At 69.7% G+C, this 22,820-nt stretch carries 20 protein-coding genes; 3 read left to right on the forward strand and 17 right to left on the reverse strand.

Annotated features, from left to right (window positions below; translation table 11 throughout):
- The first annotated feature begins 58 nt into the window (after nt 1–58).
- Nucleotides 59–3,172 (forward strand): hypothetical protein, encoded by a 3,114-nt coding sequence (locus G369_RS0122245; RefSeq protein WP_019656250.1) that lies wholly within the window; start codon nt 59–61, stop codon nt 3,170–3,172.
- A 219-nt stretch (nt 3,173–3,391) separates the two neighbouring features.
- Here G369_RS0122245 and G369_RS0122250 read toward each other — a convergent pair whose 3' ends face one another.
- The 11 genes from G369_RS0122250 to G369_RS0122300 all read right to left on the reverse strand — a co-directional run bounded on the left by G369_RS0122250 (nt 3,392) and on the right by G369_RS0122300 (nt 15,181).
- Complete coding sequence (locus G369_RS0122250; protein ID WP_019656251.1) at nt 3,392–3,715, reverse strand: hypothetical protein; 324 nt, start codon at nt 3,713–3,715, stop codon at nt 3,392–3,394.
- 55 nt (nt 3,716–3,770) lie between these two features.
- The gene (locus G369_RS0122255) at nt 3,771–4,472 is read right to left on the reverse strand and encodes an EthD domain-containing protein (protein ID WP_019656252.1); all 702 of its coding nucleotides are present in this window, start codon (nt 4,470–4,472) and stop codon (nt 3,771–3,773) included.
- Nucleotides 4,469–5,659 (reverse strand): NADH:flavin oxidoreductase/NADH oxidase, encoded by a 1,191-nt coding sequence (locus G369_RS0122260; protein WP_019656253.1) that lies wholly within the window; start codon nt 5,657–5,659, stop codon nt 4,469–4,471. Before G369_RS0122260 ends, G369_RS0122255 begins: the two co-directional genes overlap by 4 nt.
- Nucleotides 5,660–5,671: 12 nt before the next feature.
- The gene (locus tag G369_RS0122265) at nt 5,672–6,640 is read right to left on the reverse strand and encodes a DMT family transporter (protein ID WP_157773757.1); all 969 of its coding nucleotides are present in this window, start codon (nt 6,638–6,640) and stop codon (nt 5,672–5,674) included.
- 168 nt (nt 6,641–6,808) lie between these two features.
- Complete coding sequence (locus G369_RS0122270) at nt 6,809–7,777, reverse strand: MBL fold metallo-hydrolase (protein ID WP_019656255.1); 969 nt, start codon at nt 7,775–7,777, stop codon at nt 6,809–6,811.
- A gap of 30 nt (nt 7,778–7,807) precedes the next feature.
- The gene (locus G369_RS0122275; RefSeq protein ID WP_019656256.1) at nt 7,808–8,518 is read right to left on the reverse strand and encodes an ABC transporter ATP-binding protein; all 711 of its coding nucleotides are present in this window, start codon (nt 8,516–8,518) and stop codon (nt 7,808–7,810) included.
- Nucleotides 8,519–8,538: 20 nt separating this feature from the next.
- Nucleotides 8,539–10,329 carry a branched-chain amino acid ABC transporter ATP-binding protein/permease gene (locus tag G369_RS0122280; RefSeq protein ID WP_019656257.1) on the reverse strand — a complete coding sequence of 597 codons (1,791 nt, stop codon included), beginning with the start codon at nt 10,327–10,329 and terminating at the stop codon, nt 8,539–8,541.
- On the reverse strand, nt 10,326–11,249 hold the full coding sequence (locus G369_RS0122285) for a branched-chain amino acid ABC transporter permease (RefSeq protein WP_019656258.1): 924 nt from the start codon (nt 11,247–11,249) through the stop codon (nt 10,326–10,328). Before G369_RS0122285 ends, G369_RS0122280 begins: the two co-directional genes overlap by 4 nt.
- 75 nt (nt 11,250–11,324) lie before the next feature.
- The gene (locus G369_RS0122290; protein ID WP_019656259.1) at nt 11,325–12,533 is read right to left on the reverse strand and encodes an ABC transporter substrate-binding protein; all 1,209 of its coding nucleotides are present in this window, start codon (nt 12,531–12,533) and stop codon (nt 11,325–11,327) included.
- A gap of 67 nt (nt 12,534–12,600) precedes the next feature.
- Entirely contained in the window at nt 12,601–13,377 is a 777-nt protein-coding gene (locus tag G369_RS0122295) for an SDR family NAD(P)-dependent oxidoreductase (protein ID WP_019656260.1), read from the reverse strand.
- A 43-nt stretch (nt 13,378–13,420) separates the two neighbouring features.
- On the reverse strand, nt 13,421–15,181 hold the full coding sequence (locus G369_RS0122300; RefSeq protein WP_019656261.1) for an FAD-dependent oxidoreductase: 1,761 nt from the start codon (nt 15,179–15,181) through the stop codon (nt 13,421–13,423).
- 186 nt (nt 15,182–15,367) lie between these two features.
- On the opposite strand from G369_RS0122300, the gene G369_RS0122305 reads away from it, so the two are divergent.
- Nucleotides 15,368–16,165 (forward strand): IclR family transcriptional regulator, encoded by a 798-nt coding sequence (locus G369_RS0122305; protein ID WP_019656262.1) that lies wholly within the window; start codon nt 15,368–15,370, stop codon nt 16,163–16,165.
- 75 nt (nt 16,166–16,240) lie between these two features.
- Here the strand turns inward: G369_RS0122305 and G369_RS0122310 are convergent, their stop codons facing one another.
- The 6 genes from G369_RS0122310 to G369_RS0122335 all read right to left on the reverse strand — a co-directional run bounded on the left by G369_RS0122310 (nt 16,241) and on the right by G369_RS0122335 (nt 21,308).
- Nucleotides 16,241–16,987, reverse strand: a complete 747-nt coding sequence (locus G369_RS0122310; protein ID WP_019656263.1) for a lysophospholipid acyltransferase family protein — start codon at nt 16,985–16,987, stop codon at nt 16,241–16,243.
- Between the two features lie 142 nt (nt 16,988–17,129).
- Nucleotides 17,130–18,416 carry a dihydroorotase gene (locus G369_RS0122315; RefSeq protein WP_019656264.1) on the reverse strand — a complete coding sequence of 429 codons (1,287 nt, stop codon included), beginning with the start codon at nt 18,414–18,416 and terminating at the stop codon, nt 17,130–17,132.
- Nucleotides 18,417–18,555: 139 nt separating this feature from the next.
- On the reverse strand, nt 18,556–19,518 hold the full coding sequence (locus G369_RS0122320) for an aspartate carbamoyltransferase catalytic subunit (protein ID WP_019656265.1): 963 nt from the start codon (nt 19,516–19,518) through the stop codon (nt 18,556–18,558).
- Nucleotides 19,519–20,019, reverse strand: a complete 501-nt coding sequence (gene pyrR / locus G369_RS0122325; protein WP_019656266.1) for a bifunctional pyr operon transcriptional regulator/uracil phosphoribosyltransferase PyrR — start codon at nt 20,017–20,019, stop codon at nt 19,519–19,521. It abuts the gene before it with no gap.
- 139 nt (nt 20,020–20,158) lie between these two features.
- Nucleotides 20,159–20,590: a Holliday junction resolvase RuvX gene (gene ruvX, locus G369_RS0122330; protein WP_020723217.1), complete on the reverse strand. Its 432-nt coding sequence runs from the start codon at nt 20,588–20,590 to the stop codon at nt 20,159–20,161.
- A gap of 118 nt (nt 20,591–20,708) precedes the next feature.
- On the reverse strand, nt 20,709–21,308 hold the full coding sequence (locus G369_RS0122335) for a YqgE/AlgH family protein (protein ID WP_019656268.1): 600 nt from the start codon (nt 21,306–21,308) through the stop codon (nt 20,709–20,711).
- On the opposite strand from G369_RS0122335, the gene G369_RS0122340 reads away from it, so the two are divergent.
- Nucleotides 21,309–22,808, forward strand: coding sequence for a cryptochrome/photolyase family protein (locus G369_RS0122340; RefSeq protein WP_019656269.1), 1,500 nt, complete (start codon nt 21,309–21,311; stop codon nt 22,806–22,808).
- Nucleotides 22,809–22,820: the final 12 nt, after the last annotated feature.

The following is a 22,820-nucleotide window of genomic DNA, read 5'->3' on the forward strand; positions in this document are numbered from 1 at the left end:
GAGGGCCAGCGGCACACAAGTTGCCCCATCAGCCACTCCCAATACCGAGGAGGCTGCCATGGCGGATGCCAACACAACGATTTCTTCGACCGCCGGAGGTGCCGACGGCGGTGCCGCCGCACCGGTGATCCTCGCGCAATCGACGGTCCGGCCGATCGCGCCCATGGGTGCGGCCAGCACCGCCACGGCAGCGACGCCGGCCGCCGCACCGGCCGGCCTCGGCTCGCTGTCCAACGCCACGCCAGGCACGGTCGTCATGCGCGACGGCGTGGCGATTCCGGTGTCCGGCAGCCAGACGCTGATGGCCGGCGACCGCGTGATCGTTCCGCAGGACGGCCACGCCAACGTCCTCTTTCCCGGATCTGCCACCAACAAGGCGCCGCTGGCCGGCGTGTTCACCGGCGGGACCGACGCCACCATCAGCTCGACCAAGCTCGCCAGCGGCCTGGAACAGGTGAACGTGGACGTGGCCTCAGGCGACCTGGAAGTGACCGCGCCCGACAGCGACGCCGAAGCGGCCGCGCTGGCGGTCAGCAAGAAGACTGCCGCCGGCAGCGGCATCGGGCTGGGCGAGTTCGCGCTCGGCGCATTGGGCGCCGTCGGCCTCGCCGCCGCACTGGGCGGTGGCGGCAGCGATGGCGGCGGGATTCCCTTCTTCGCTCCCGGCATCGGCGAAAGCGATGCCGACGCGGATGCCGACGGCGACTCGGATGCAGACGCCGATGCGGATGCAGATGCCGACGCGGACGCCGATTCGGATGCCGATGCCGATTCCGACGCGGACTCCGATGCGGACGCGGATGCCGATTCCGATGCAGACGCGGACGCCGACCACCTGCTCGACCCGGGCGACAGCGCCGCCGACCATCTGCTCGGCGCGCTCGACAACCTGCTCGGCCTGGGCGGAGGCGGCACGGCGGCGGCCGCGCGCAGCGCCGCGGTCGCGAGCTCCGCGCCCACGCTCTCCTCGCTGATGCCCACGGTCGACGGCTTCACCGACCTGGTGGACAACGTGCTCTCGCCGATCGCGGGCAACGAGTTCCGGCCGAACGACCCGAACGCATTCGATCCTCTGGACGACACCGTCGGCGGCATCACCGCCGACCTCGGCGGCGTGCTCACCCCCGTGGTCGACGGCCTGCTGGGCGCCGGCCTGACCGGCGCGCTCATCGGCTCGCTGAACGGCCAGGTCGACTACCTGACCGATGCCATCGACAACATCCTCGAAAACGTGCTCGGCAGCAACGGCCTGCTCGGCGGCGTGACCACCGGCCTGGGCATCGACGGCCTCGTGGACCAGCTCATCGGCGACGAAGGCGTGATCAGCCAGGTGCTCGACGGCCTGCTGGGCGACGGCAGCCTCGTGGGCAGCGTGCTCCGCGAAGGCGGGCTGGTCGGACAGCTGCTGGGCGACGGCGGCCTGCTCGGTGGCGTGCTGGGCGATGACGGCCTGCTGGGTGGTCTGCTCGGTGGCGACGGCGGCCTGCTTGGCGGTGTGCTGGGAGACGAGGGCCTGTTGGGTGGCGTGCTCGGCGGTGAAGGCGGCCTGCTCGGTGGCGTGCTGGGCGATGGCGGCCTGTTGGGTGGCGTGCTCGGCGGTGAAGGCGGCCTGCTCGGCGGTGTGCTGGGCGATGACGGCCTGTTGGGTGGCGTGCTCGGCGGTGAAGGCGGCCTGCTCGGCGGTGTGCTGGGCGATGACGGCCTGTTGGGTGGCGTGCTCGGCGGTGAAGGCGGCCTGCTCGGCGGTGTGCTGGGCGATGACGGCCTGTTGGGTGGCGTGCTCGGCGGTGATGGCGGCCTGCTCGGCGGTGTGCTGGGAGACGACGGCCTGCTGGGCGGTGTCCTCGGCGAAGGCGGCTTGCTCGGAGGACTGCTCGGTGGCGACGGTGCGCTTGCCAGCGTGCTTGGCAGCGAAGGCCTCACCGGTGGCCTGCTCGGCAACGATGGCCTGGTCGACAGCCTGCTCGGACCCGATGGCGTGGTCGGCGGAGTACTCGGCGCAACGCCGCTGGGCGGATTGCTCGGCGGCGAGAACGGCCTGCTCAGCGGCGTGCTGGGCGACAACGGCCTGGTGGGCGGACTCCTCGGAGGAGACGGCCTGCTGGGCGGCGTCCTCGGCGACGACGGTCTCCTGGGCGCCGAAGGCCCGCTGGGCGGCCTGCTTGGCGGCGATAGCGGATTGCTCGGCGGCGTGCTGGGCGACGGCGGCCTGCTGGGTGGCGTGATCGGCGGTGAAGGTGGCCTGCTCGGCGGTGTACTGGGTGACGACGGCTTGCTGGGCGGCCTGCTGGGCGGCGATGGCGGCCTGCTGGGTGGCGTGCTGGGTGACAACGGCCTGCTGGGCGGTGTGCTCGGCGGCGACGGCGGCCTGCTCGGAGGTGTGCTGGGCGAAGGCGGCCTCGTCGGCGGCGTCCTCGGCGCCGTCACCAACGGCGATGCCGGTGGCCTGGTCGGTGGTCTGCTCGGCGAACACGGCATCGTCGGCGGCGTCCTCGGCGCCGTCACCAACGGCGAAGCCGGTGGCCTGGTTGGTGGTCTGCTCGGCGAAGACGGCCTCGTCGGCGGCGTCCTCGGCGCCGTCACCAGCGGCGATGCCGGCGGCCTGGTCGGTGGTCTGCTCGGCGAAGACGGCCTCGTCGGTGGCGTCCTCGGCGCCGTCACCAGCGGCGATGCCGGTGGCCTTGTCGGTGGTCTTCTGGGCGAGGACGGCATCGTCGGCGGCCTGCTCGGCGGGGTGACCGGCGGTGGCGCCTCGGGTGGCCTGCTGGGCGGCGTGCTCGGCGAGGACGGCCTGGTGAACAACCTGCTTGGCGACGACGGACTCGTGGGCAGCGTGCTGGGTGCCGATGGCCTGGTCGGCCGCCTGCTCGGCTCGCTGGGCGGCGACGCTGCCCCCGTGGCCAACGTGCTGCAGTCGGCGACGAGCGAGGCGGCCGCTCCGGCGGCGCATGCGGCCTCCAGCGCGGCGGCCCCGGCGACCGACATCCTGGCCGGCACTGCCGGCACCGCGGCGCCGGTGGTCGAGACGGTGGCGCATGTGGCCGAAGGCGCGGCCGGCAGCGTCGCCTCCGGCGTGGCCGAGGCGGTGGCGCCGATCACCAGCCAGGTCGAGCAGACGGTGAGCCACGTGGTGAGCCCGGTCACCAACATCCTGCACGGCCTGCTGGGCTGAGCGGACCACCCGCCCGGTCCGCCGCCGGCCTGGGGCGGCGATGTAGGCAAGGACTCACGTGCTTGCCTTGCGCTGTCCCGCATGGGTGGGCGGTGCGCAGAGTCAATGTGGGGGTTCCGTGGATCCCGGTTCCTCCTCACGGCGCATTCGTGCGTCGTTAAGCGCTCCCTCGAGGAGCGCTTTTTTTTGCGCGGGTACGCACCGGAAGACTCGCAGCCCTCAGCGGAGGGCGCTCATCGGCACGGCCTGCGGCGTGACCCTGGCTTCGGTCGCCGTCAGCAGCTGGCCGTTCGACTCCTTCCAGCACATGAGATTGGTGCGGCCGGAGCCCACCGGGCCTGGCGCCTGGATCGACACCGCCTTCCAGCCCCTGCATGCGCCGCCGATGGTGGTGGGGCGGTCGAGGAACACGTAGTCGGTTCCGGCGTCGATGCGCAACACGCCGGCCACTCCGGGCGACAGCGGCGTGGGCGTCTGGGCAGGCGCGCCACAGGCTGCGGCAGCCATGACGATGCCCAGGAAGAAGATACGAGTGCGTTCCATGCGTGCCGGTCCGGTGTCGAGGAGCGCCGATGTTAGGGCTGGCGTGCCCTCGGCCTCACACCACGCGGTACTCCTCCACCACGAAGGCCGTGATCTCCGAGAGGAAGGTGAGCGCGTGCGCCATCGTCACCCGCCCTTGCGGCGAGGCGAAGGCGGCATCCAGCGTGTCGGTGTTCTCGAACCAGAGCTCGACGATGCCGTCGATCGGCAGCTCGGCATAGCCGCAGGGCGTGCCCTTCACGAACTCGCGCGCGGTCACCACGTTCTGGCGGTAGCCGCTCACGCCGGGCATGCGGCGAACGTGGTCGGCGTGCACCTTCCACTCGCGGCGGAAGTCGTCCTCCGACTGTTCGATGGGCCGGCGCAGCAGCGAGATGCGCTTGAGCAGGCCCTGCGGCTTCGGCGGCAGCGCGACCACCTCGGTCTGCGCGACGGTCACGATGTGCAGGCCGCCGAGGAAGCGCTCCTCATCGGCGCGGATGGCGGCGGCCAGCTCGCCCGTGTTGAAGGCCGCATCGGCCTGCGCGCCCTCGTCGAAGCGCAGCTGCGAGAAGCCGTCGAAGTCCCAAGGCCCGCGCGCGAAGTCGATGCCGCGCTGCAGCCGGTCGAGCACGAGGTTCTGGCGGTAGCTGCGCAGCGTGGGCAGCTGCGCAACCAACGGGCCGTGCCTGTCGCGCCAGTGGCTGCGGAAGGCCTCGTCGGTCCATGCGGGCTTCTTCCGGATCAGGCCCATGCGCAGGGTCGTCGGTTCGGTCATCTGCTTGTCTCCTGGTCGTCGGGTTGCTGTTCGCGGGCTTCGGCGCGCGCACGCGCCAGGCCGGGTGCGCGCTTGGACAGCCATACGCCGTGGCGCACCGGCCATCGCTCGAAGCCCGGGTCCGCGTCGAGCGCGGCGGCTGCGTGGTGTGCCCAGTAAGGATCGAACAGCGCCTCGCGGCCAAGCGCGACCAGGTCGGCGTCGCCAGCCGCGAGCACGGCTTCGGCCTGATGCGCATCGACGATCATCCCGACCGCCTGCGTCGGCACCTGCGCCTCGCGCCGGATGCGCGCCGAGAACGGCACCTGGAAGCCCAGCCCGCGCGGCACGGGCAGCGCGCGCGTCTCCTCGGTGAGCCCGCCCGACGAGCAGTCGATCACGTCCACGCCGCAGCGCTTGAGTTCGCGCGCGAGCACCACCGAGTCGTCGAGGTTCCAGCCGTCGAGCGTGCCGTCGACCGCGGAGAGGCGGCAGAACAGCGGCTTGTGCGCGGGCCATGCGGCGCGCACGCGCTGCGCGATCTCCAGCGCGAGCCACATGCGGTTGTCGCGGCTGCCGCCGAGCGCGTCGTCGCGATGGTTGGCGTTGGGCGACAAAAAGCTCGCCACCAGGTAGCCGTGCCCGAAGTGCAGCTCGACCACGTCGAAGCCCGCCTTGTCCGCGCGCAGCGTGGCATCGACGAAGCGCTGAACCACCGCCGCGACGCCGTCGGCGTCGAGCGCGCGCGGCACCGACCAGCCCGGCCCCGCCGCGATCGCGCTCGGTCCCAGGCGCTCCCACGGCTCCTCGTCGGCGGCCATGCGCGCGTCGCCCAGCGCGGCGCCGCCCTCCCACAGCGGCTCGCTGCCGGCCTTGCGCCCTGCATGCGCGAGCTGCACGCCGATGGCGCTGCCCTGGGCATGGACGAAGTCGACCACGGCCTTCAGCGGCGCGATCTGGCTGTCGTTCCACAGCCCGAGGTCGGCCGTGCCGATGCGCCCGCGCGGATCGACCGCGGTGCTCTCGGTGAGGATCAGCCCCGCACCGCCGAGCGCGAACTTGCCCAAATGCACCATGTGCCACGGCGTCGCATGGCCGCGGTCGGCGGCGTGCTGGCACATCGGCGAGATGACGACGCGGTTGGCCAGCGTGAGGCCGCGCAGCTGCAGGGGCTGGAACAGCAGGGGAAGGGAATCGACGGAAGACATGGATGGAAGAAATCAGGGAGCAGGCTTGGACACGGTTGCGGCAACGGCAACGGCAGCGGCGGGCCGTGTGCCCAGCCAGGTGCCGCTCATCACCGCGGCGAAGCCGAACAGATGCCACCATGTCAGCCTCTCGCCCAGCAGCAGCGCCGCCACCGCGACGCCGAACACCGGCACCCAGTAGAGAAAGACGGCGGTGCGCGCCACGCCGATGACCGAGATGGCGCGGTTCCAGATCAGGTTGCCCGCGGCGGTGGCGGCCACGCCCGAGAACAGCACCAGCGCCCACGGCCACGCACCCGGAAAGAGCTGCGCTGCGCCCAGCGGCGACGGCCCGAGCAGCGCGTGCACCACCAGCATCGCCGTGCCCATCACGTAGATTCCCCAGCTCATCGACAGCGGATCGATCTGCCGGGCCAGGCGCTGCACGCCCACGCCGCCGACGGCGAAGCTCACCACCGAGAGCGCGAGCATCAGGTCGCCCAGCCCCGCATGCGACAGGCTCGCGCCCGGATGGCTCAGCACCACCGCCGCCACACCCGTGAAGCCCAGCGCCACGCCGACCAGACGCCGCGCCGTGAGCGCCTCGCGAAACACCAGCGCCGCCATCAGCGCCGACACCAGCGGACTCAGCGCCATGATCAACGCGCCGTTGGTGGCCGTCGAACGCTGCAGCCCCAGCGCGAACAGGATCTGGTTGGCGTACACCATCAGGAAGCCGCAGCCGGCCAGTGCCGCAAGACGCCGCATGCCGAACCCCGGCACCCCGCTGCGCCGCCACAGCACGATCGCGCTCAGCGCCATGCAGGCCACCACCATGCGCAAGGCCGCCAGCGGCAGCGCCTCGAAGAAGCCCGTCAGCACCTTCACCGCCGACACGTTCACGCCCCACACCAGCATCCCCAGCAGCAGCCAGGCCTGCACGGCGGCCGGTGTGGCGCCCGCTGAGGACGATGAAGATGACGACGGCGCAAGCTGGTTCATTTCAATCGTTCCGCCAGAGACAACCGTACACCACGGCCCGCGCAGCGAGGCCTCTTCGCAGGCTCCCGCGGAACCGGCTCTGCCGGGCCGCAGGGTGCGCCCCCGCGAGGGGGTGTCCGAGCCACACGAAGTGGGCGAGGCTGGGGGTGATCAACAGTCCTGGGGAGGTCATCCCTCCAGCTCGTTCCACATCTCGATGTCGCGCTCCGCGGTCCAGATGCGCGGGTGGACGTGACCCGTCGCTTCGTCGTACGCACGCGTCACGTCGAAGGGCATGCAGTGGTCGAAGATCACCCAGTGGCCGTAGGTGGGGCGCAGCGCCGCCACCGTCTCCTTGTAGATCGCGTTCAGCGTCTTGCCCTGCGCCACGCCATTGTTGACGAGCGTGTACACGTCGGAGATGAAGGCGCGCGTGGAGGCGATGGCCTTGCGCACGTCGGCTGCGTTCTCCAGCGCGGCGCCGCGGCCGGGCACCAGCTTCTCGAAGCCGAAGCCGGCGAGGCGGTCGAGCGTGGCGGGCCAGTCGCGGAAGTAGCAGTCGCCGGCGTAGGCGGTGCTCTGGTATTCGACGAGGTCGCCCGCGAAGCAGATCTTCTGGTCTTCGAGGTAGGCGATGGTGTCGCCCTTGGTGTGGCCGCGGCCCACCTGCGCGATCTTCACTTCGAGCTTCTTGCCCAGCCACACGCTCATGGTGCCGTCGAAGGTCATGGTCGGCCAGGTCAGGCCCGGCGGCACCGACTCGACGTTGCGGAACAGGCGCGGGAAGCGGCCGATCTCGCTGGCCTTGTCCTGCTCGCCGCGCTCGACGATCAGGTCGTAGGTGTCGCGGCTGGCGATGATCTGCTCGGCGCCCTCCTTGAAGTAGGCCGAGGCGCCCAGCACGCGCACCGCGTGGTAGTGCGACAGCAGCACGTACTTGATGGGCAGCGGCGTCACCTCGCGGATGCGGCGGATCACGTCCTGCGCCATCGCCGGCGTGGCCTGCGTGTCCACCACCATCACGGCCTCGTCGCCGATGAAGATGCCGGTGTTGGGGTCGCCCTCGGCGGTGTAGGCGTAGGCGTTCTCCGAGAGGCGGGTGAACGAGACCTTCTTTTCCTCGAGGTCGGCGTGGCTGGCGAATTTCTTGGTGGTCATTGGGAGTTCCTTTGAAATGAGCGATGCGGGTCAATGCGTGCCGAGGTACGCGGACTTCACCTTGGGGTTGTCGAGCAGCTCGCGGCCCGAGCCCTCGAGCGTGATGCAGCCGGTCTCGAGCACGTAGGCGCGGTCGGCCACGCCCAGCGCCTGCTTGGCCATCTGCTCCACCAGCAGGATGGTCAGGCCCGAACTGCGCAGCTGGCGGATGGCGTCGAAGATGTCCTTGATGATGAGCGGCGCCAGGCCCAGCGAGGGCTCGTCGAGCAGCAGCAGGCGCGGCTCGCTCATGAGCGCACGGGCGATCGCGAGCATCTGCTGCTCGCCGCCCGACAGCGTGCCCGAAGGCTGGTGCTGGCGCTCCTTCAGGCGCGGGAAGCGCGCGAACTCGCGCTCGATGCCGCGCTCCACGAAGGCCTTGTCGCCGCGGCGCGAATAGGCGCCGAGCATCAGGTTCTCGCGCACGGTCTGGTCGGGGAACACGCCGCGCCCCTCGGGCGACAGCGCCACGCCCAGGCCCACGCGCTTGTGCGAGGGCACGTGGGTGCAGTCGTTGCCGTCGATCAGCACGCGGCCCTCGGCCACGGGCTCCAGCCCGACGATGCTCTTGAGCAGCGTGCTCTTGCCGGCGCCGTTGGCGCCGATGATGGTGACGACCTCGCCCGCGCGCACTTCCAGGCTCACGCCCTTGACGGCCTCGATGGCGCCGTAGGAGACCTTCACCGATTCGATTTTCAGCATGATGGTTTCGGTCTTTCTGCTCAGGCCGGCATGGCCGTGGCCAGTGCCTCTTCTTCTTCGTCGTCCACGCCCAGGTAGGCCTCGACCACGCGCGGGTTGGCCTGCACCTCGGCGGGCCGGCCCTCGGCGATCTTGATGCCGTAGTCGAGCACGATCACGTGGTCGGAGATCGACATCACCAGGTCCATGTGGTGCTCCACCATCAGGATCGACACGCCGCACTTGCCGATGCGCAGCAGCAGCTCGCCGAGCTCGGCCGTCTCCTGCGGGTTGAGGCCCGCTGCCGGTTCGTCGAGCAGCAGCAGCTGCGGCTCGGTGGCCAGTGCGCGCGCCAGTTCCACGCGGCGCTGCAGTCCGTAGGGCAGGCTGCCCGCGGGCCAGTGCGCCAGGTGGCCGAGGTCGACGAGGTCGAGCAGCTGCAGCGCGCGCTCGCGCGTCGCCTTCTCCTGCCGGTTCGCGGTGGGCCAGGCCACCAGCGACGACACGAAGCCGTTGCTCATGCGGCTGTGGCGCCCGAGCATGACGTTGTCGAGCACCGAGAGATCCGCGAACAGGCGCAGGTTCTGGAAGGTGCGGCCCATGCCCATGCAGCAGATGGCATGCGCCGGCTGGCCCACGATGTTGCGGCCCAGGAAGCGGATCGAGCCCGCGTCGGGTTCGATCACGCCGGTGAGCATGTTGATCATGGTGCTCTTGCCCGCGCCGTTCGGCCCGATCAGCGCATGGATGTGGCCGCGCTGCAGGCGAAACGACACGTCCTGCGCCGGCTTCACGCCGCCGTACGACTTGGTCACGCCCTGCACCACCAGCAGCTCGCCTTCGCCGCCGGGGCCGATCTGGCCCGGCACGCCGCTGCCGCCCGCGCCTTCGCCGCGATGGCGCGACTTCATGAACCACTTGTTGAAGAGGCCCACCACGCCGCCGGGCATCACGTACAGCGCGAACAGCAGCAGGAAGCCATAGAGGAAGTGCTGTGCCGAGGGCCAGCGCGCGAGCAGCGCGTCGGTCAGCGTGAGCAGCACCGCGCCCACCAGCGGGCCGTACATCGAGCCCGCGCCGCCGAACAGCACCAGCAGCAGGATGAAGATCGACAGGTGGAAGGTGATGAAGTCGGAGTTGATGTACTGGTTCTGCTGCGCCACCAGCGCGCCCGCGATGCCGCAGGTGACGGCCGCGACCACGAAGGCCATGACCTTGGCGCGGTACACGCGAACGCCCACGGAGGAAGACGCGATCTCGTCCGCCTGCAGCGACAGCAGCGCGCGCCCGAAGCGGCCGCCCAGCAGGTTGCGCAGCAAGAGGTGCAGCGCCGCGCACAGCACGATGCCGAGGATCACCCACTGCGTGGTGTCCAGCGGCGCGCCCTTCCAGGTGAGCGGCCGGATGCCGTAGATGCCCTGGGCGCCGCCGAACACGTCGGTCCATTCGCCCACGAGCTTCTCGACCACGATGCCGAAGGCCAGCGTGACCATGGCGAGGTACGGCCCCTTCACGCGCAGCGAGGGCAGCGCGATCAGCACGCCGCACAGGCCCGAGATGACGGCGGCCAGTGCGAGCGCGAGCCACGGGTCCATGTCGGTGCGCGATGTCAGCAGCGCCACCCCGTAGGCGCCAGCCGCGAACAGCCCGGCCTGGCCGAGCGATTTCTGCCCCGCGTAGCCCACCAGCACGTTCATGCCGGCGGCGCAGAGGTAGTAGACGCACATCATGAAGGCGATGCGCAGGTAGTAGTCGTTGCCCGACGTCGAGACGATGCCGCAGAGCACGGCCGCGACCAGCACCACGGCGAGGGGATGGGCCAGGCGCTTCATACCTTCTCCACCGTCGAGCGGCCGAACAGGCCCGTGGGGCGGAATGCCAGCACCAGGATGACGAGCGCGAACACCGCCACCTCGCGCCACTGCGCCTGCCAGAGGTTGACCATCGACTCGAGCACGCCGAGCAGGAAGCCTCCGATCACGCAGCCGCGCGGATTGCTCAGCCCGCCGATCATCGCGCCCGAGAAGCCCTTGAGCCCCACGGTGAGGCCCATGAAGAGCGAGGCCTGCGCGATGGGCGCGAGCAGGAAGCCCGAGAGCCCTGCCAGCGCCGAGCTGACGACGAAGGCGCCGATCATCATCGCGTTGGTGTTGATGCCCATCAGGCTCGCGACGTTGCCGTTCTGCGCCACCGCGCGCATCGCCTTGCCGACCATGGTGCGGTTCATCACGCGGTCGAAACCCAGCATCACGACCACGGCCACGCCGAGCGTGAGCAACTCCTGCGGACGCACACCCACGCCGAAAAGGCGGATCACGGTGTCGCCCACGGGCGCGGGCACCACCACCGGCTTCGGGCCCCAGATGGCGAGGCCCACGCTCTGCAGGATCACGCCGAAGCCAAGCGTGCTCATCACCCAGGCCATGCCGGGGCGGCCGGCGAAAGGCCGCACGCCCAGCACGTAGAGCAGCCAGCCCAGCAGCCCCATCACGCCGAGCGCGGCCAGCAGCGCGAACAGCTGCGCGCCCGCGCCGGGCACGGCGTCGCCGAAGGTGGTGGAGCTCAGCGGCTTGCCCAGTACCAGGAACAGGGCGCTCATGCCGATGAAGGCGCCGGCCGAGACGAACTCGCCGTGCGAGAAGTTCAGCGTCTTGGTGGTCGTGAACGTGATGCTGAATCCCAGCGCCACCAGCGCATAGGCACCGCCGACGGCGAGCCCGCTGATGAGCGCCTGCAGGAGCGCTTCAACCATGGTATGTATCTCCGTTGCGAGACGGCGCCGGCTGCCGCGCGGGCAGGCCGGTCGCGCCTCATCTTTCTGTCTTGCTTACTGCTTGAAGTCGGCCGGCTTGAGGCCCTGGATCAGCGCGTCGCTGTAGGGCAGCAGCTTGCCGTCCTTCCAGCGGATCCAGACCAGGTCCTTGGCGGTCAGCGCCTCGTGGTTGGTCTTGCTGAAGGGCTTGTCGTAGGTCTTCAGCACGCCCTGCACGGGCGTCTTCAGGTCTTCGAGCGCCGCGCGCACCGCAGCGCCGTCGGTGCTGTTGGCCTGCTTCATGGCCTGCGCCAGCAGCTGCATGGAGTCGTAGCCGTGCAGCGCGAACGAGAACGAGCCGGGCGCCTTCAGCTTGGCGCCGATGCGGTCGAACAGCTTCTGCTGCGCGGGCGTGCGGGTCTCGCTCACGGTGCGCATGAAGATGGGCTTCTCGGCCAGCGCCTTGCCCGCCGCGTCGTAGAAGGTGATGTTGTCGGCGGCCCAGGAGGTGAGCGTCAGCGGGAAGTAGTTGATCTTCTCCATGCTGCGCACCAGCTGCGCGATGGGCGTGCCCTGCGCCCACACCACCACGGTGTCGACGTTGGCGGCCTTCATCTTCGACAACTGCGAGGTCATGTCGGTGTCGCCGACGCCGAAGCGCTCGGTGGCGGCGATCTTGATGTCCTGCAGCTTGGCGATCTCTTCCATGTCCTTCAGGCCGCCCTGGCCGTAGCCGGTGGTCTCGGCCATCAGGCCCACCACCTTGGAGCCGGCGGTGTTCTTCTTCACGTAGGCCATGAGTGCGGCGACCTGCTCGCGGTCGACCATCGAGACGCGGAACATGTAGTTGTCGGCGCCGGGACTCATCGGCTTGGTGATGTCGGTGCCCGAGCCCACGTTGCCCAGCACTGGGATCTTCTTCTGGTTGGCGATGTGCTTCCACGCCATCGCGTTGCCCGAGTTGGTGGGGCCGAACACCGCCACCACCTTCTCGTTGTCGATCAGGTCGCTCATGTTCTGTATCGACTTGGGCGGGGCCGACACGTCGTCGCGCGTGACCAGCGCGAGCTTCTTGCCGAGCACGCCGCCGGCGGCGTTGATGTCGGCGATGGCCGCTTCCATGCCCAGCACCGCGGCCTGCCCGCTCTGCGCCGAGGGCGATGCGGAAAGGTCGCCGTTGTAGCCGACCTTGATGTCCTGCGCCATGGCGCCGGTTGCGCCGGCCGCGAAGGCGGCGAACGCCGCTGCGGCGAGCAGCGTCTTGTACAGACGGATGGTTTTCATTTTTTGTCTCCTGAGGTTGACGGACGAGGAAGCGGAAAAAGCGGAAAGCAGAAGGCAGGAAGGAGGCTCAGACGGCGAGGAAGCCGCCGTCCACCGGCAGCACGATGCCGGTGACGTAGCGCGACATGTCGCTGGCCAGGAAGATCACCGGGCCCACCAGGTCTTCGGTCTGGCCGACGCGGCCCATCGGGATGCGGGTCATGAACGATTCGAGGCGCTGCGGGTTCTCGCGCGTGGCCGCGGTCATGGGCGTCTCGATCACGCCGGGGGCCAGCGCGTTGACGCGCACGCCGGCAGGCGCGAGTTCCTGCGCGAGCGACTGCGTGAGCATCTTGATCGCGCCCTTCGAGGGCGAGTAGCCCAGGCTCGCGCCCTGCCCCGCATAGGCGGCGATGGAGGCGATGTTGATGATCGAGCCCTTCGTCTGCTTGAGCATCGGGATGAAGGCCAGCGTGGTGTTGAAGGTGCCGTGCACGTTCACGTCGATGGTCTTCTTCCAGTTGGCCGCGGCGTTCGGGCTGCTGGTGTTCTCGCGGATGATGATGCCGGCGTTGTTGACCAGCAGGTCGACGTTGCCGATCTCCCTGCCCACGCGCTCGGCCATCGCCTGGCAGGCCTCGGGGGCGGTGACGTCGAGCACGAAGGACCAGGCCTCGCCGCCCGCGTCGCGCACCAGCTGCGCGGTTTCGCTGACGGTGGCGTCGTTCATGTCGGTGACGACGACGCGCGCGCCGGCCTGCGCCAGGCCCAGCGCGAGCGCGCGGCCGTTGCCCTGGCCCGCGCCGGTGATGAAGGCCAGGCGGCCTTCGAGCAGGCGGGGTGCGACGGTGGATGGAAAGGCCATCGGTGTCTCCTTCTTTCTCTGTCTATGTATGTATGGATGAGGCTCAGGCGGCGCGGCCGACCGGCACGGCCTCGCGCTGCTCCACCTTCAGCTGCGCCGCGGCCTTGGCCTCGGCCTGCGCGACCTGCAGCCCGGCAACGTAGCCGAAGGTCAGCGCCGGGCCGAGCGTGATGCCGGCGCCGGGGTAGTTGCCGCCCATCACGCTGGCCGCGTCGTTGCCCACCGCGTAGAGGCCCTTGATCGGCTGGCGGTTGGCGTCGAGCACGCGCGTCTTCTCGTCGGTGACGAGGCCGGCGAAGGTGCCGATGTCGCCGATCACCAGCCTGATGGCGTAGTACGGGCCGTTCTCCAGCGGCGCCACGCACGGGTTCGGCGTGACGTTCGCGTCGCCCTGGTAGCGGTTGTAGGCCTTGCTGCCCTTGCCGAAGGCCGGGTCGTCGCCGTTGCGCGCGCCCTTGTTGAACTCCTGCACGGTGGCTTCGAGCGTGGCGGGCGCGATGCCGATTTCCTTGGCCAGTTCGCCGACGGTGGCGCCGCGCTTGAGGTAGCCGCTCCTGAGGTGCCGCCCGATGGGCAGCGGCGCGGGCGCGACGCAGCCCAGGCCGTAGTTGCGCAGCGCCTTGTGGTCGCACAGCAGCCAGGCCGTGACTTCGGGCTCGCCCTCGCAGGCCTTGACCATCGCCTGCACGAAGTCGTGGTACGAGTTGCCTTCGTTGGTGAAGCGCCGGCCCTTGGCGGTGACCGCGATCACGCCGGGCTTGGCGCGGTCGATGAAGTGCGGCATCACGCCCTTGCTGCCGTCCGGGCGCGTGGTGACCGACGCGGGCACCCAGGCCGCGGCGTGCGGGATGGTGCCGTCGACGCGGCCGCCCACCGCTTCGGCCAGGCGCAGGCCGTCGCCGGTGTTGGTCGAGGGCGATGGCGAGTAGTGCTCGCGGCCGGTGGGCGCGTGCGGGAAGAGCTGCTTGCGGCGCTCCACGTCGTAGGGGAAGCCGCCGCAGGCCAGCACCACGCCGCGCTTCGCGACCACGCGCACGTTCTGGCCTTCGTGCTGCACCACGGCTCCGGAGACGCCGTCGTACTCCACCACCAGCTTCTTCACGGGCGACGAGAGCCACACGGGAATGTTCTTGTCCATCGCGGCCTTGGCGAGGCGGCCGGCCAGCGCGTTGCCGTTGGTCAGCGTCATGCCGCGGCCGTGGCGCAGCACGTCGAGGAAGTGGCGGCTCAGCCGCTTCGTCACGTACCAGAACGAGGTGGGCGACTTGAAGGCCCGCATGAAGTGTTTGATCTCGGGGCCCGAGCCCAACATCATCCCGAACACGGTGAGCTCGGGCAGCGGCGGCGCCAGCTGCTTGATGCGCTTGCCCAGCTCGCGTCCGTCGAACGGGCGCGTGACCATCGAGCGGCCGCCCTGCTGGCCGCCGGGCGCCTCGGCGTGGTAGTCGGGGAAGACGGCCGGCATGTCGAACTGCACGCAGGTGTTGCGCGTGAAGAAGTCGATGGCCTTCGGGCCCATCTCGAGGAAGGTGCCCACGCGCGCGGCGTCGAAGTGCGTGGTGGCCTCGTGCTTCATGTATTCGAGCGCGGCGCCCTCGGGCTCGTGGATGCCCTGCTCCGTGGCCAGGCGCGTGCCCGGAATCCACAGCCACCCGCCCGAGCGTGCGGTGGTGCCGCCGAAGCGCGGCTCCTTCTCGACCACCAGCACCTTCAGCCCCTGCGATGCCGCAGTGACCGCGGTGGCCATGCCCGATGCGCCGCTGCCGACGACGAGCACGTCGCATTCAAAAGTGTTCTGTTCCATGTCTCTGTCTGTTCGCGTATTTGTGTAAGACCAAAGTTGCGGCGCAGTTTAGGCAGCGACATTGATATGGTCAAGTGTCTTCGTTACTATCAGATAATCAATCATCATCGATTGAATACGACCATATCAGTAGAAACCCCGATGGCTATACTCGCCCCCACCCTCACTCCCCACGCCGGGCGCCCCATGGAAAAGCCAAGACGTGGCATTCAGTCCGTCGAAATCGGAACGCAACTGCTGGTGGCGCTCGGGCGCCATGTGGCGCCCATGGCGCTGCGCGACCTGGGCAAGGCCGCGGGCGTCCCGCCCGGCAAGGCGCACCCCTATCTCGTCAGCTTCCTGAAGGTCGGTTTCGTCGTGCAGGACAGCGCAGGCCGCTACGAGCTGGGCCCGCTGGCGCTGCAGCTGGGGCTGGCCAAGCTGCAGCGGCTCGATCCGATCAAGGAGGCATCGCCCCTCATCGAACAGCTCGCCTCGGAGACCGAGCAGAGCATCGCGGTGGCCGTGTGGGGCAACTTCGGGCCGACCGTGGTGCGGCTGGAAGAGCCGATCCACCCGCTGCACGTGAACCTGCGCACCGGCACCGTCATGTCGCTCGCCTACACAGCGACCGGCCGGCTCTTCGCGGCCTACCTGCCGCCCAAGGTGGTCGAAAAGATGATGCTGGAAGACCTGGCGCGCACCCGCCCCGCGGATGGCCGCGGCGCCACCGCCGAGCTCTCGCGCGCAGAGATCGAGACGCTGCTGGTCGAGACGCGGCTGCACGGCATGTCGCGCACGCTGGGCCAGCCGATCCCCGGCATCGACGCCTTCTGCGCACCGGTGTTCGACTCCACCAACAACCTGGTGCTGGGCATCACCGCCATGGGGCCCGAAGCCACCTTCGACCGCGAGTGGGACGGCCGCGTGGCCGCGCCGCTGCGAGCCTGCGCGCTGGAGATCTCGCGCCGGCTGGGCTTCGTGCCCACGGGCGAGCAGGACTGATCGAGGTCGTCACCGGCTTGTCGACAATGGAAAAAGGCGCTTCACGAAGCGCCTTTTTCCTTGGTGCCGAACCGGTCAGTGCGTTTCGCGCCGCAGCTGCTGCACGTCTTCATGCAGCGACTGCGCCCACGCGCGGCGGTCGCGGCCGTGCGGGTCCTGCGGCTCGCCGAAGCGCACGATGGCCAGCAGCGGCGGCGCGCGCAGCGTGTTCCACAGCGACACGACGAGGTTGTCGTCGTCGACGTAGCGCGGCGCCTGGCTGGTCTCGCCGGTGGCGGCATCGGCAAAACGCAGCGCGGCGGGCACCACCGGTGCGCCCGAGGAGATCGACGCCTGCAGCAGGTTGGCGTGGAAGGGCAGCAGGCCCCGGCCGTCGCTGGTCGTGCCTTCGGGGAACACGCCGATCAGGTCGCCGTTGCGCAGCGCGTCGGTCATGTGGTGCACCACGCGCAGCGCGTCGCGGCGGCGTTCGCGCTCGATGTAGAGCGTGCCCGAGCCGTTGGACAGCGTGCCGATCAGCGGCCACGACTTCACGTCCGACTTCGACACGAAACGCACGTGCCGCGCGGCGTGGATGGTGGTGATGTCCAGCCACGAGAGGTGGTTGCAGATCAGCAGCGCCGGTCCCTTGGCGGGCGGCGTGCCCTGCACCACCAGCGTGATGCCCATGAGCTCCAGCATGCGCCGCGACCACGCCTGCACGCGCGCGTTGCGCTCGTCGGGCGAGAGCTTCGGGAAGGTGAAGCGGATCGTCCACCAGCCCGAGGCCGCATGCATCACCGCGCGCAGCAGGCGCCAGCAGGCTTTCAGCGAATGCAGCATCGCACGGGCGCCCTCTGGGTGGCTTCCATGCAGGGTCGTGGAACACCGCGGAACCGGCTTTGCCGGCCCGCTGGTGTTGCCCCCTGCAAGGAGGTTGGCGCAGCGACGCGAAGTGCGCGAAGCCTCGGGGTGCGCTTCATTTCTATTCGTGGACGACGCGGCCGGCCACCAGCGTATGCCGCGCACGGCCCTGCAGCGGATAGCCCGCGAACGGCGTGTGCTTGCCCTGGCTCCTGAGCGCGCCGGGCTCCACCTGCCATTCGAGTGCGGGATCGACGATGCACAGGTCGGCCACGCCGCCTTGCTGCAGGCGGCCGATGCCGGTGGCCGCATGGTCGGCACCCAGCAGGCGCGCAGGCGCGGCGGTGACCGCCTCGATGGCGCGCGCGATGCCGGCGCCGCTTCGCTCGCCCCAGCGCAGCGCGAGCGGCAGCAGCAGTTCGAGGCCGGTGGCGCCCGCCTCGGCTTCGGCGAAGGGCAGCGTCTTGGCGTCGGCCTCGACCGGCGTGTGGTCGGACACCAGCGCGTCGATGGTGCCGTCGGCCAGCGCGGCCGAGAGCGCGTCGCGGTCGCCCTGCTGGCGCAGCGGCGGGTTCAGTCGGGCGCGGCTGTCGAAGTAGCCGATGTCGGTGTCGGCCAGATGCAGCGAGTTGATGCTCACGTCGCAGGTGATCGGCAGGCCCTGTGCCTTGGCCTGGCGCACCAGCTCCACGCCGCGGGCGCTGGAGATGCGGCACAGGTGCACGCGCGCGCCGGTGCTCTTCATGAGCTCGACGATGGTGAAGATGGCGATGGTCTCGGCCGACACGGACACGCCCGACAGGCCCAGCCGCGTGGCGAGCGGGCCGCTGGCGGCCACGCCCTTGCCGAGGTCGCGGTCCTGCGGGCGCAGCCACACGGTGTAGCCGAAGGTGCTGGCGTACGACAGCGCGCGCTGCAGCACCTGCGTGTCGCCCAGCGGCACGTCGGCCTGGCCGAAGCCGATGCAGCCGGCCTCGGTGAGCTCGGCCATCTCGGTCAGCACGCCGCCGGCCAGGCCGCGGGTGAGCGCGCCCTGCGGGAACAGGCGCGCGGCCTGCAGCTTCTCGGCGCGGAACTTGAGCATCTCGACCAGGCCGGGCTCGTCGAGCACCGGGTCGGTGTCGGGCGGGCACACGAGGCTGGTGACGCCGCCGGCGATGGCCGCGGCCATCTCGCTCTCGAGCATGCCCTCGTGCTCGTAGCCCGGCTCGCGCAGGCGCGCGGCCAGGTCCACGAGGCCGGGCGCGACGATGCAGCCCGAGGCGTCGATGGTGCGCTCGGCCTGGAAGCCGGCGGGGATGCTGCTGCCGATGCCGGCGATCTTTCCGTCGGCGATGGCGATGTCGGCCTTTTGATCGGTGCCCGACGCGGGGTCGACGACGCGGCCGTTGGTGATTTGGATGTTCATGCGTCTGTACTTCCGCTGACAGTCAGGGCCTTTTCGGGAAACACCGTGGCGCCGGCTTCGCCGGGCCACCGGTGTTGCCCCCGGCAGGGGGTTGGCGACGCGACACGAAGTGCGCGAAGACTGGTGGCAAGCAACATTTCTATGCCTCGTTGCCCGCCACGATGCTCATCACCGCCATGCGCACGGCGATGCCGAAAGTGACCTGCGGAAGGATCACGCTCTGCTTGCCGTCGACCACGGCGGAGTCGATCTCCACGCCGCGGTTGATGGGGCCCGGGTGCATCACGATGGCGTCGGGCTTGGCCAGCTGCAGCTTCTCCTGCGTGAGGCCGAAGGTCTTGAAGAACTCCTGCGACGACGGCAGCAGGGCGCCGCTCATGCGTTCGTTCTGCAGGCGCAGCATGATGACCACGTCGCAGTCCTTGATGCCCTCTTCGAGCGTGTGGCACACGCGCACGCCCATGCCGGCCATGTCGCCGGGCACCAGCGTCTTCGGGCCGACCACGCGCACCTCGGCGCAGCCCAGCGTGGTGAGCGCGTGGATGTCGGAGCGCGCCACGCGCGAATGCAGCACGTCGCCGACGATGGCGACCGTGAGGTTCGAGAAATCCTTCTTGTAGTGGCGGATCGTGTACATGTCGAGCAGCCCCTGCGTCGGGTGCGCGTGGCGGCCGTCGCCGGCGTTCACCACGTGCACGTGCGGCGCGACGTGCTGCGCGATCAGGTAGGGCGCGCCCGACTCGCTGTGGCGCACCACGAACAGGTCGGCGGCCATGGCGCTCAGGTTGGCGATGGTGTCCAGCAGCGACTCGCCCTTGGTGGCCGAGGAGCGCGCGATGTCGAGGTTGATCACGTCGGCACTCAGGCGCTTGGCCGCGATCTCGAAGGTGGTGCGCGTGCGGGTGCTGTTCTCGAAGAACAGGTTGAACACACTCTTGCCGCGCAGCAGCGGCACCTTCTTCACCTCGCGGTCGCTCACGCTCGTGAAGTTGGCGGCCGTGTCGAGGATGTGCGTGACGATGTCCTTGGGCAGGCCCTCGATCGACAGCAGGTGGATCAGCTCGCCGTTCTTGTTGAGCTGGGGGTTTCGCTTGTAGAGCATTTACCTGTTCTCCTCCACCTTGAGGCTGAAGGCGCCGTCATTGGCGCGGGCAAGGGCGAGCAGTTGCGTGTCGGGCAGCGTCAACGTGGCGGCGGCGAAGTCGGCCGCCACCGGCAGCTCGCGGCCGCCGCGATCCACCAGCACCGCGAGGCGCACGCTGGCCGGACGGCCGAAGTCGAACAGCTCGTTGAGCACCGCGCGGATGGTGCGGCCGGTGTAGAGCACGTCGTCGAGCAGCAGCACGTCGGCGCCGTTCACGTCGAAGGGCAGCGAGGTCTGCGCGCTGGCCGAAAGGCCGCGGCGCGCGAAGTCGTCGCGGTGCATGGCCGATGAGATGACGCCGGGCGCGCCGGGCAGGCCCAGGTCCTTCTGCAGCCGCTCGACCAGCCAGGCGCCGCCGGAGGTGATGCCCACCAGCTTCGTTTCAGGGCGCACCAGCGGCTTCACGCCGGCCAGCAGATCGAGATACAACGCCTCGGCGTCAGGAACGACAGAACTCAAGATGATTGCTCCAGGACAAGGCAAGGAAAACGGAAAGCTCGGGGAACACCGCGGAACCGGCTCCGCCGGGCCACAGGTGTCGCCCCCGGCGAGGGAGTTGGCGAAGCGACACGAAGTGCGCGAAGCCTGGGGGAGAGCCTCATTGCTCCAGGCTCCTCAGGAACTGCTCCAGGATGATGCAGGCCGACGCAGCATCGGCATCGCGCGCCCCCGAGGCCAGCGCCTCGGTGGTGCTGTAGCGCTCGTCGACCTCGAACACCTGGAGATTGAAACGGCCGCGCAGCTGGCGCGCGAACTTCTGCGCGCGGCGGGTGTTCTCGTGCGCGGCGCCATCGGGGTGCCAGGGAACACCGATCACCAGCGCGTCGGGCTGCCATTCCTTGATGCGCGCCTCGACCTGCGCGAAGCGCGCGTCGCCCTCGGCCTTGATGGTCGGCTGGGGCGTGGCGGTGCGCAGCAGCCGGTTGCCGCTGGCCACGCCCGTGCGCTTCAGGCCGAAATCGAAGGCCAGGAAGCTCTGGAAATGGGAGGGAACAACGGCAGGCGCTGGGGACCGGGCGCTGTCAGACATCGCCGGTCCGTTCACAGGGGGCCGCCGCGCACGGCCGCCCGAAGCGGCCGGCCCGCCCGCGGCAGGGAGTTGGCGAAGCGGCACGAAGTGCGCGCAGCCTGGGGGCGAGCCAGGTTCATCAGGCGTGTCCGGCGTCGGGGGACAGCTTCCAGGCCTCCAGGCCCAGCAGCATCAGCGCCTTGTCGTAGCGCTGCTCGATCGGGGTGTCGAAGATCACCGCCGGGTCGGCGCCCACGGTGAGCCAGCTGTTCTCGGCCAGCTCGGATTCGAGCTGCCCTTCGCCCCAGGCCGCGTAGCCCAGGGAGACCAGCACTTTGCGCGGGCCCGCGCCGGTGGCCAGGGCCTCCAGCACGTCCTTGGAAGTGGTCATCTCGAGCCCGCCGGGGATTGTCATGGTCGAGGCGTAGACGGATTCCTCGGGCTTCTCGGCCTGGGAGAAGACCGGCTCGTGCAGCACGAAGCCGCGCTCGGTCTGCACCGGCCCGCCCTGGAAGACGGGGGCTTCGCCCAGCTCGGGGCGGGCCAGGTGCAGCTCGATCTTCTCGAAGAGCACCTTGAGGTTGATGTCGCTGGGCTTGTTGATCACAAGGCCGAGCGCGCCGCGCTCGCTGTGTTCGCAGAGGTACACGACGCTGCGGTTGAAAGTTTTGTCTTCCATCCCGGGCATCGCTATCAAAAAGTGATGCGTGAGGTTCATCGGGGCAGAATCGGCGGCCATATGCCTCCGATTTTACTGGCCGTCGACAAGACCTATCCCAAAGGGCTCATGTGGTTCCGCCGCGACCTGCGCGTGGACGACAACGCCGCCCTCTACCGTGCGCTCCGGGCCTGCAGGCAGGTCCTGTGCGTGTTCGTGTTCGACAAGGCGATCCTGGACGCCCTGCCCACGGTCGACCGCCGGGTGGAGTTCATCCGCGAATCGCTGGTGGAGCTGGAGGCCGAGCTGCGCGCGCTGGGCGGAGGGCTGATCGTGCGGCATGCGGTGGCGGCGCAGGAGATTCCGGCCCTGGCCCGCGAGCTCGGCGTGCAGGCCGTCTTCGCCAACCGCGACGACGAGCCCGACGCGCTGGAGCGCGACGCCAAGGTCTTCGGCGCGCTGGCCAACGCGGGCGTGACCTTCCACACCTACAAGGACTCGACCGTCTTCGACCGCGACGAGGTCATGACCAAGACCGGACAGCCCTACACGGTGTTCACGCCCTACAAGCGGGCCTGGCTGGCGAAGCTCGACGCCTTCTTCCTGAAGTCGTACCCGGTGCGCAACCACGCCGATGCGCTCGCCCCCTCGCCCCAGGCCTACGGCGAGCCGGTGCCCACGCTGCGCGAGATCGGCTTCGAGAAGAGCAACCTCTCGACGCTGGAGATCCCCACCGGCACCCGCGGCGCCGGCAAGCTCTTCGAGGACTTCTTCGAGCGCATCGACCGCTACGACGAGGCGCGCAACTTCCCCGCCGTGCGCGGCCCCAGCTACATGGGCATCCACCTGCGCTTCGGCACGGTGTCGATCCGGCAGCTGGCCAGCGTGTCGCACCAGCTCTCGCTGCAGGGCAACACCGGTGCGGCGACCTGGCTGAGCGAACTGATCTGGCGGGAGTTCTACTTCCAGATCCTGGCGCACTTCCCGCACGTTCACCAGGGCGGCGAGTCGAAGAGCTTCCGCCCCGAGTACGACAAGATCCAGTGGCACCACGGCAAGCACGCCGACCAGCTCTTCGACGCCTGGTGCAACGGCCGCACCGGCTACCCGCTGGTGGACGCCGCCATGCTGCAGATCAACCAGAGCGGCTACATGCACAACCGTCTGCGCATGGTGGCCGCGAGCTTCCTGTGCAAGGACCTGGGTCTGGACTGGCGCCGCGGCGAGGCCTACTTCGCGCTGCACCTGAACGACTTCGAGCTGGCCTCGAACAACGGCGGCTGGCAGTGGGCCAGCTCCAGCGGCTGCGACGCCCAGCCCTACTTCCGCATCTTCAACCCGGTGACCCAGAGCGAGCGCTTCGACCCCGAGGGCAAGTTCATCCGCCGCTACCTGCCGCAGCTCGCGGGGCTGTCGAACACCACGATCCACGCGCCCTGGCTGGCCTCGCCGGTGGAGCTGGAAGCCGCCGGCATCAAGCTCGGCGAGACCTACCCCAAGCCGGTGGTCGACCATGCAGAGGCGCGCGAGAAGACGCTGCAGCGCTACGGCGTGGCGCGGGCGAAGGCGCTGCAGAAATAGCGACCACCGGAA

Origin of the sequence: Variovorax atrisoli 110B (assembly GCF_000382045.1) — a bacterium.
Taxonomy (GTDB): domain Bacteria; phylum Pseudomonadota; class Gammaproteobacteria; order Burkholderiales; family Burkholderiaceae_C; genus Variovorax; species Variovorax atrisoli.